The organism is Burkholderia sp. KCJ3K979 (assembly GCF_016759955.1).
GTDB classification, from domain to species: domain Bacteria; phylum Pseudomonadota; class Gammaproteobacteria; order Burkholderiales; family Burkholderiaceae; genus Burkholderia; species Burkholderia orbicola.
Map to the genome: position 1 here is coordinate 1 of NZ_JACFYV010000241.1, position 9,613 is coordinate 9,613.

Genomic DNA, 9,613 nt, shown 5'->3' on the forward strand with positions numbered 1-9,613 from the left:
AAAGTGAGTCGGGCATTCTTATGGGTGTTCATCCGGCTGGGTTCCTGGAAGGTTGGGTGTTTGGCGACTTCCAGTCTCCCAGACTCAGTCCGGATGAACCATCGATACAACCTATTGAAGCTTCACAACTAGACGGCGAGCACCGGTGGTCGATCAGTCCGCGACGGCGGTTCGACGGGGGCAGGCAACCGTCATGCGAGCGCGGTGAGCGCTGGGGCGGTAGTCGTGCCGCCGGGCAGCGTGGGCAGTGCGTCGAGAAGCGACGCGGTATACGGGTGCGACGGCGCGTCGAATACCTGCGTGACCGGCCCGCTTTCGACCACGCGGCCGCGTCGCATCACGAGAATCCGGTCGGCCACGTGATGCACCACGCCCAGGTCATGCGAGATGAACAGCATCGCGGTGCCGTGTTCGGCCTGCAGATCGGCGAGCAGGTCGAGCACTTGCGCCTGGATCGACACGTCGAGCGCGCTGACCGGTTCGTCCGCGACGAGCAGCGCCGGGTTGGACGCGAACGCGCGCGCGATCGCGACGCGCTGGCGCTGGCCGCCGGACAATTCGCGTGGGTAACGGTCGAGGCACGCCGCACCGAGCTGCACTTCGTCGAGCAGTTGCAGCACGCGGCGGCGGCGCGCGTCGCCGTGGAGTCCGACCACCTCGAGCCCTTCGCCGATGATCCGGCCGACCGAATAGCGCGGATCGAACGAACTGTACGGGTCCTGGGCGATCAGCTGCAGCCGCGCACGGCGGGTGCGCCGCGCGGCTTCGGGGATGCCGTTCCATGGCTGGCCGTCGAGCGTGACGGTGCCGGCGTCGGGTTCGACGAGCCCGAGCACGATCCGCGCGACCGTCGATTTGCCGGAACCGGATTCACCGACGATGCCGAGCGTCTCGCCGCGTGCGAGCGAGAACGACACGCCGTCGACGGCGGCCGGCGCATCGCGCCCGCCGTAGCGCTTCGTCAGCGCGTCGACGGCCAGCACCGGTGCCTGCGTGTCGATGCGCTTCGGCGGCAGCGGCACGCGTTCGGCGGTCGCCAGCCGGAATCCGCGCGACGCGGCGGTGGGAATCGCCGCGAGCAATGCACGCGTGTACGGATGCGCCGGTGCGCTCAGCACGTCGCGTGCCGGCCCCTGTTCGACGACCTGGCCCGCGCGCATCACGAGCACGCGGTCGGCCAGCTCCGCGACGACCGCGAGGTCGTGGCTGATCAGCAGGATCGCGTCGCCGGCGTCCCGGCGCGCACGCAGCAGCGACAGGATCTGGCGTTGCACGGTCATGTCCAGCGCCGTGGTCGGCTCGTCGGCGATCAGCAGCGACGCGCCCCCCGCGATCGCGGTGCCGATCAGCACGCGCTGCCGCAAGCCGCCCGACAACTGATGAGGATACTGCGGCAGCCGCCGCTCGGGATCGTCGATGCCGACCGAGCGCAGCAGGTCGGCGCTGCGCGCGGCGACATCGCGCCGGCGCGTATCGTGCAACGCCTCCGCGACGAGGTCGCGCACGCGCCACAGCGGGTCGAGCGACACCAGCGCGTCCTGCAGCACGTAGCCGATCCGGCGGCCACGTATCGCGCGCCAGTCGCGCTCGCGATGGCTGCCCGCATCGATGCCGGCGATCTCGAACCGGTCGGCGTCGATCACCGCGTGCGGGCCGTTCAGCCCGACCAGACTGCGCGCGGTGACCGACTTGCCGGAACCCGACTCGCCGACGAGCGCGACGCATTCGCCGGCATGCACGGCGAGGTCGAGCGGGCCGACGACGGCCTGTGTTCCTCGCGGGCCGCGAAACCCGATCGTCAGGCGCTCGATGCGGGCCAGCGGCGCGGCTGAATATTTCGTTGCGCGCGCAACGGTGTCGGGCGTGCTCATGCCGCCTCCCGATGTTCGAAGCGCGCCTGCCAGTAGCCGCCGAGCGCGTTCACCGCGATCACGGCCGCGGTGATCGCGAGGCCGGGCCATACCGCGATCCACCACGCGTTGTACAGATAGTTGCGGCCCTCGGCGAGCATCAATCCCCATTCCGCGGCGGGCGGCTGCGGTCCCATCCCCAGGAAGCTCAGCCCCGACGTGCCGATGATCGCGGTGCCCAGCCCGATCGTCGCGAGTACCGGTACCTGCGCGATCGCATGCGGCAACACGTGCCGCCATACCAGTACCGCCGGCGCGAGGCCGAGCGTACGCGCGTGCTCGACATAGCCGGACGCCGCGACGACGAAGGTCTGCGCCCGCACCACGCGTGCGAAGCGCGGCACCGACGCGACGCCGAGCGCGAACACGAGGTTGACCGCGCCGGGGCCGGTGAACGAAATCAGCATCAGCGCGAGCAGCAGGTCGGGAAACGCGGACACGACGTCGAGCGCGCGCGTGATCAGTTCGTCGAGCCAGCCGCGCGCGAGGCCGGCGAACAGCCCGAGCGCGGTGCCGAACAGCGTCGCGACGCCGATCGCGGCCGCGCTGATCGACAGCGAGTAGCGGGCGCCGTACACGACCCGCGAGAAGATGTCGCGGCCGAGCTGATCGGTGCCGAGCCAGTGCTCGGCGCTGCTGCCGAGCTGCGCGGACAGCGGATCGGCCGCCAGCGGGTCGTAGTGCGCGAGCCAGCCCGGTGCGACGACGGCGATCGCGTTCAGCAGCAGATAGACGGCGGCGAGCGCGAGGCCCGGATGGCGGCGCAGCCAGCCGACGGCGGCGAATGTCGCGGGCGGGCGCAACGTGAAGTCGATGGGCGTGGACATCGAAGTCTCCGGTTCAACGCGCTGCGCGGCGATCGCGCAGGCGGGGATCGATCAGCAGGTACAGCAGGTCGACGGCCGTGCTGAGCGCGACATAGATGGCCGCCGACAGGATCGCGATCGCGAGGATCACCGGCATGTCCTTCGACAGCACCGCGTCGACCGTCACCTTGCCGAGGCCGGGCCGGCCGAACACCTGCTCGGTGATCACCGCGCCGCTCAGCAGGCCGCCGACGAGCCAGCCGGCGAGCGTGACGGCCGGCAGCGCCGCGTGGCGCAGCGCATGTCGCACGCGCAGCGCGAGTCCGCCGATGCCCCACGAACGCACCGTCAGCGCGTACGGCTCGTCGAGCGCGCGCTCGATGCCTTGCCGCAGCACGCGGCCGATCACCGCGCCCTGGGCGAGCCCGAGCGACAGCGCGGGCAGCACGAGCGACGCGAAGCCGCGATCGCCGGCCACCGGGAACAGCTTCAGCGTAAAGCTGAACACGAACAGCAGCATGATGCCGAGCCAGAACGACGGCGTCGATGCGAGCAACAGCTCGACGCCCGATGCCGCGCGGCCGGCCCAGCGGCGGCCGGCGGTCAGCACCGCGAGGCCGACCGCGAACACGATCGTCACGACCAGCGCCGCGCCCGTCAGTTTCAGCGTCGGCCACAGCTGGCCGAGCACGAGCGGCGCGACGTCGGTGTTCAGGATGTACGAGCGGCCGAACTCGCCGTGCAGCACGCGCCACAGGTAATGCACGTATTGCAGCGCGAGCGGTTCGTCGAGCCCCCATTCCTGGCGGATCGCGGCTTCGATCTCCGGCGTGCTCAACTGCTCGCCGATCAGGATGCTGACGATGTCGCCCGGCGCGAGATGCACGGCGGCGAACGACAGCGTGACCGCGGCCCACAGCACGAGCGCGCCGGTGGCGAGCCGCGTCGCGATCGGCGAACGCAGCCAGCGGCGCCATGCGGCCGGCGGCGCAGCGGCAGGCCGCGCGTCCGGGACGGAGACGAAAGCGGACGACGGACGGTTCATGGTCGATTCTCCTGTCGGGGCGGCGCGATGGGCGATGCGAGGCAGGCCGGCAAGCGTCGGCTTACTTCTTCACCCACACGTCGTACGGGTTCTCGGGCATCTGCGCGAACGAGCGGAAGCGCAAGCCCTGGACCGCCTTCGCGGCGGCGATCTGGTCTTCCGGCTCGTACAGCGGCAGCGCGTACGCCTGCTCGTTGATCGCGAAGTGCTGCAGCTCGCCGTACAGCTTCCTGCGCTCGGCGACGTTCTGCGTGCGCGCGGCCGCCTGCAGCCAGCGCGTCAGCTCGGGCGCCGCCGCACGGCTGTAGTTCAGCGCGCCGCCGCGATCGACGGGCAGGTAGTGGCCTTCGATGTCGATGCCGTCCGGCGGCGTGTTCGAGTTCGCGATCGAGCCGAACTTGCCGCTCTTGCGTGCCTCGACGTACGTGCCGTCGTCGACGTACTGGATCTTCAGGTCCACGCCGAGTCGTTGCCGCGCTTGCGCCTGCAGCGCCTGCAGCAGCACGTCGCGCTGGTCGCGCACGGTCGCCTGCGCCTGGACGACCGCGATCGTCAGCCGCTCACCGTTCTTCGTGCGGAAGCCGCCGCTGTCGCGCGCGCTCCAGCCGGCTTCGTCGAGCAGCTGGTTCGCGAGCTTCGGGTTGTTGCCGTAGGTCTTTTCGATCGACGCGTCGTAGAACGGATCGATCGGCGACGTGATGCCCCATGCGCGCGTGCGCTCGCCGCGGTAGATCGATTGCACGATGCCGGTCGTGTCGAGCCCTTCGAGCAGCGCGCGGCGCACCTTCACGTCCTGCGTCGGGCCGTAGCCGACGTTCAGGAACAGCGAGTACGGCGTGCCGGTGTTGAGCGCGCGGCGGTAGGTGAAATCGGCGTTCTTGCGGATCAGCGCGGCGTCGTTGCCCGACACGCCCTCGATCACGTCGACCTGGCCGGACAGCAGCGCGCCGGTACGGACCGACGATTCGGGCAGGAACCGGTAGACGACCCGGTCGAGATACGCGGGGCCCTAGTGGCCGGCGGTCGGCGGCGCCCAGCGATAGTCGGGATTCTTCGCGAACTCGATTTCCTGGCCCTTCACGTAGCGGCGCAGGATGAACGGGCCGGTGCCCGCGATGTCGGGGCCGCCCGATTTCAGGCCGGGGCGGTCGAATGCGTTCGGCGACAGCAGCGGCAGCCGGCCGGCGAACGTCAGGAACGGCGCATACGGCGCGTCGAGCGTGATGACGACCGTGTGCTCGTCCGGCGTCTTGACGTCGGCGACGTGCGAGATCAGCCGCGCGAGCTGGCTGCCGGCCGCATACGACAATTCGCGCGCATTCAGGAAATTGCGGGCGACGGCCTTCGCGTCGAACGGCGCGCCGTCGGTGAATTTCACGCCGTCGCGCAGCGTGAACGTATAGGTCTTGCCGTCGGCGGAGACCTTGTAGCCGGTCGCGAGCCACGGCACGTAGCTGCCGTCGGGCTTCTGCGCGAGCAGGCTTTCGTACGCGTTGCGCAGCAGCAGCTCGACCTTGTCCTGGCCGTTCAGTTGCGGGTTCAGCGTACGGGGCTCGGTTTCGACGCCCCAGGTCAGCGTGCCGCCCGCGACGGGCGCGCCCTGGGCGAACGCCGCATGCGGCAGCGCGAGCGCGAGCAGCAGCGCAACCGAGACGGTGCGGCGCGACGCGCGCAGCGCGGAATCCGGAAATGCGAATGTCATGCGAGAAAGCCTTTTACGAGGTGAATAGCGGTGGATGTGGTTCGCGTCGTTTATGTGGGCCGGCGCGGTACGTCACGTCACGCGTTTGCGTGGATGCGTTCGTGGTCCCGGGCGGTGTCGTCCGCGGCTGCGCCCGGGTAGAGATCCGGGATCAGGATTTTTCTCAACCAGACGAGCGGCGTGCCGAGCGCGTTCGTCGAGCGGTCGAACGGCTGGTAGCCGCTGCGCTCGTAATACGACTGCAACCACGGATGATTGGTCGCGGTCGCGAGATACGTCGCGGGGGCCTTGACCTGCGATGCCAGAAACTGCGTCTCGACGTGCGCGATCAGTGCGTGCCCGAATCCTTGTCGCTTGAACGCGGGGGCGACCGCGAACCAGTGCAGGAACGGATAGGGCGTGCGATGGCGTTCGCCGGGCACCCACGGAAACCGCACGGTTAACGTGGCCGCGAGCGTCGTGCGGCCGTCGGGTGTCGCGTGTTCGAGCACGAACGTCGTTTCGCGCGCGACGGTCTGCGCGACGCGTTCGATCGGCGAGCGCGTGATCGTGAAGTGCACGCCCTGCGCCGCGAGCGGCGCGTAGGCGTCCTGCAGCAACGCGTAGACGGCCGGCACGTCGTCCGCGCCGGCGATGCGGATCGTATCGGTCATGGCGCGGTGCCTTCGAAGTCCGGTTGACGTGCGTTCGGACGTGCGTTCGCTTCGTCGCGCGCCGCCGCCGTGTCGCGATCGTCGGCACGCACGCCGGCCAGCAAGCGCAGCGACGCAATCCGCGGCGCGGCATCGGCGACCGGCGTGTCGACGACGAATTCGGCAATCCCGTGACGACGATGCAATGCGTCGAACTCGCGCAGCACGTCGTCGCGCGTGCCGTGCACGATCCGCGTTTCGCGCGGCTCGATCCGGTGCGGGCCGCCGCCGGCCTGGCGGATGTATGCATGCGCCTGTTCGAGGCTGCCGACGTTGACGGCGGGCGTGTCGCCTACCTGCACGCGAAAACCCTGATGTCCGCTCGCGAGCTGCGCCGCCGTGTCGCGGGTGTCGGCGACGATCGCGGAGACGGCCAGCAGCGGCGTGCGGCCGCCCGACGCCTGGCGATAAGTGTCGAACGTGCGTTCCAGATCCGTCGCGGAGGCATTCAGGTGCGACGCGTAGACGAACGCCCAGCCGAGCCGCGCGGCGAGCGTGGCGCTTTCCGCGCTCGCGCCGAGCAGGAACGGTTGCGCGGGCTCGGGCGGGCGTGGCGTCGCATGCAGCGTAGCGCCGCCATCCTGGCCGGCTGCATCGGCTGTCGCATCGTCACCCTTGAGATGGCGATTCAACTCGTCGGCCAGGTCGGCGAAAGACGCGCGCCGCGCCGGATCGTAGCCGGCCTGCAGCGCACGGGTCGACAGCGGCAGGCCGCCCGGCGCCTTGCCGATGCCGAGGTCGACGCGGCCGGGTGCGAGCGACGCGAGCAGGTTGAAATTTTCCGCGATCTTGTACGGACTGTAGTGCTGCAGCATCACGCCGCCCGATCCGACCCGAATGCGCCGCGTATGCGCGAGCACGTGCGCGATCAGGATTTCCGGCGACGGGCATGCGAGCGCGGCGGTGTTGTGATGTTCGGCGAGCCAGTAGCGGTGATAGCCGGCCGCATCGGCGAAGCGTGCGAGCGATACGCTGCGCGCCAGCGCGTCGGCGGCGGTTTCTCCGGGTGCGACGGGGCTCTTGTCGAGCACGCTCAAGCGGAACGGCAGCGCGGACAAAGCGGACAAATCGAAGTGGGAACGGAGGGCGTCGAACGTCATGATGATGCGATCGGCGCGGGTCGAAACGGCCTGATCAACGGATTTGGCATGCCGAATTATTTTGCGTCGACGTTCGCACGGTCAAACAATCAAGAAGAATATCGAAAGCCGAAAATATTCGTTCCGGCCGCCCGGGGGGCTTGCGTTATGGTCGTTGGCTGCGCGCCCCAGCGGCGCGTGCGGGGAGCCTGCCCGACGGTCCGACGCGAGTACGCTCGCCGTCGCGATGGCCGCCGGCACGCTCCGATTCTCCGACCGAACGGAATCACGAGGAATGCGATTGACGTCCCCTTCCGCCTAAAGGCGGAGGATTCCCACACCTGGCGATGCACGTCCGCATCGGAGAATGTTCAGCGCAGCGTTGATATCACGATCATGCTCGGCACCACATCCACTGCAGGCCCATTCTCTTACTCGCAGTCCCGCGATACCTTTCGGCCGCGTCGCGCTGTCTTTCGACCCGCACGACGAACAGGACTGGGTGGAACCGCTTTCGTCCACTTCCTCGAACGTGGCCCCGTGCGCGACCGCTTTGTAACGGAGTTTGTTTCGGAAGGACGACCAGGACGCGTCGTAGACGCTCTTCGCCATCCTGGTTCTGGCGAGCTTCACGGCGGATACGTTGCCGACCGCGATGTAATCGAACCGCCGCACCAGATCGAGCGCGAGCTTGTGCTGGAAGTCGGCGCGGGCATTGGCGACCTTGGCGTGCAGCTTCGCGATATGTCGCTTGTGCTTTCGTGCCCGCTGCGCTTTCGCCAGCTTTTCCGCCGCTCGTCGGCCGAACTGGTCATTGGGCAGCTTCTCGCCGGTCGAAAGTGTGGCGAAGTCTTTCAGGCCGAGATCGATGCCGACGCCGGAACGGATAGGTCGGGCCTGAACGTCGGGTACTTCGATCACGATGTTGAGAAACCAATTGCCGCGCGCATCCTGCGCGAAGTTGGTCCCGTCCTTGATCTTGCCTTCGGGAAGCGGTCGGCTGTTGAACACGCGAAACGTGTTGCCGGCGAAACGGAATGCGTCACCCTCGCGCTTCAGGTCACGCCCCTTCAGCGGCACCCAGCCCAGCGATTTCCTGCCGCGATAGCGCAGGCAGGGCCGACGGTGCTGACTGCGCGACTTCGCATATTGCTCGCACGTCGCGTTGACCGTGCCGGAGTGAATACCGAGTTCCTTGCTGCTGCCGGTCGTCAGCACGTTCAGGTCGAATCCTGTAGGCCACTTCTTGCCCCACTTGAGCGCGTGCTTCTGCGTGTCGTTGCAGAAGTTCCAGACGTAGTTCACCGCGCGGCTCTGCTTGTTAAGCAGTCCGTTGAGCGATTTCACCCGGTAGCGGTAGACAAGAATCATGCAGGTGATCCTAACCCGTGGAAGAAGCTGTCTGTCAACAGCACGCCTTTCCTCCCCGTCCTGAAGGACGGGTTTTCTCGGAGCAACTGATGAACGAGCAACGCAAACGATGTATGGCCCTCACGGCGTGCCATCGCACGGCGACCGGAGCCGCGTCATGAGTGGCGCACGCAGACGGCTGAAGACGCTCGTCGGCGCGGCGAGCGTGCTCTACGCGCCCGGCGATGCGGATGTCGCACAGGGCGTGCGGCGCGCGGCGTCGCTCGCGCGCAAGGCGGAAGCCGAGAAGATCACCGGCCTCTTTACCGCCGACCTGTTGCAGGCCGATGCGGCGGGCCTCGCCGGGACCACCGGCAGCCAGGAGCCGATCGTCGCGCTGGCGGCGCTGAGCCAGGCGACATCGGCCATCGGGCTCGTCGCGACGGTGTCGACCACGTATCACCATCCATACAACCTCGCACGGCTGATCGGCACGCTCGATCACGTGAGCGGCGGCCGCGCCGCGTGGAATGCGGTCACGTCGTCGGTCGGCGAGGAGAATTTCGGCGATGCCGCGTTGCCCGACCCGGAGCAGCGTTATGCGCGCGCGGCCGAATTCGTCGAAGTCGTCAACGCGCTGTTCGACGCGAACGATCCGCGCGCGACGCGGCGCGGGCCGGGCGGCGGCATCTCGGTCGATCCGTTGAAGCTCGGCGCGATCGACTATCGCGGCGCGCATTTCCAGGTGCAGGGGCCGCTGAACGTGCCGCCGTCGCCGCAACGGCGGCCGGTGCTGTTCCAGGCGGGGCAGTCGGCGAGCGGCGTGGCGCTCGGCGCGCGGTATGCGGAAGTCGTCTACACGTCGCAGCCGACGCTCGACGATGCACGCCTGTTCGTCGCCGAGCTGCACCGGCAGGCGGCCGCATTCGGTCGCGGCGACCGGCCGCCGCTCGTGATGAACTCGTTTCATTCGGTGATCGGCGAATCCGATGCCGACGTCGCGCGGCGCTTGCGCGACAAGCATGAACG

The 9,613-nt window shown here is 68.6% G+C and carries 7 protein-coding genes and 1 pseudogene; 1 reads left to right on the top strand and 7 read right to left on the bottom strand.

The features are described 5' to 3' along the window. Positions 1-191 precede the first annotated feature (191 nt). The 7 genes and pseudogenes from H3O04_RS30780 to H3O04_RS30810 all read right to left on the bottom strand — a co-directional run bounded on the left by H3O04_RS30780 (position 192) and on the right by H3O04_RS30810 (position 8,605). Complete coding sequence (locus H3O04_RS30780) at positions 192-1,871, bottom strand: dipeptide ABC transporter ATP-binding protein (protein WP_202589113.1); 1,680 nt, start codon at positions 1,869-1,871, stop codon at positions 192-194. Continuing rightward, positions 1,868-2,737, bottom strand: coding sequence for an ABC transporter permease (locus H3O04_RS30785; protein ID WP_077217646.1), 870 nt, complete (start codon positions 2,735-2,737; stop codon positions 1,868-1,870). Before H3O04_RS30785 ends, H3O04_RS30780 begins: the two co-directional genes overlap by 4 nt. Positions 2,738-2,750: 13 nt before the next feature. Continuing rightward, positions 2,751-3,761 (bottom strand): ABC transporter permease, encoded by a 1,011-nt coding sequence (locus tag H3O04_RS30790; protein WP_006481286.1) that lies wholly within the window; start codon positions 3,759-3,761, stop codon positions 2,751-2,753. Positions 3,762-3,822: 61 nt separating this feature from the next. Next, positions 3,823-5,463 (bottom strand): annotated as a pseudogene (locus tag H3O04_RS30795) (ABC transporter substrate-binding protein). 77 nt (positions 5,464-5,540) lie between these two features. Beyond that, on the bottom strand, positions 5,541-6,116 hold the full coding sequence (locus H3O04_RS30800; protein ID WP_202589114.1) for a GNAT family N-acetyltransferase: 576 nt from the start codon (positions 6,114-6,116) through the stop codon (positions 5,541-5,543). Next, complete coding sequence (locus H3O04_RS30805) at positions 6,113-7,255, bottom strand: MsnO8 family LLM class oxidoreductase (RefSeq protein WP_202589115.1); 1,143 nt, start codon at positions 7,253-7,255, stop codon at positions 6,113-6,115. Before H3O04_RS30805 ends, H3O04_RS30800 begins: the two co-directional genes overlap by 4 nt. A gap of 297 nt (positions 7,256-7,552) precedes the next feature. Then, the gene (locus H3O04_RS30810; RefSeq protein ID WP_202589116.1) at positions 7,553-8,605 is read right to left on the bottom strand and encodes an RNA-guided endonuclease InsQ/TnpB family protein; all 1,053 of its coding nucleotides are present in this window, start codon (positions 8,603-8,605) and stop codon (positions 7,553-7,555) included. A 157-nt stretch (positions 8,606-8,762) separates the two neighbouring features. Between H3O04_RS30810 and H3O04_RS30815 the strand changes: the two genes are divergently transcribed. Continuing rightward, on the top strand, positions 8,763-9,613 hold an 851-nt coding region (locus H3O04_RS30815), incomplete at its 3' end, for an LLM class flavin-dependent oxidoreductase (RefSeq protein WP_202589117.1).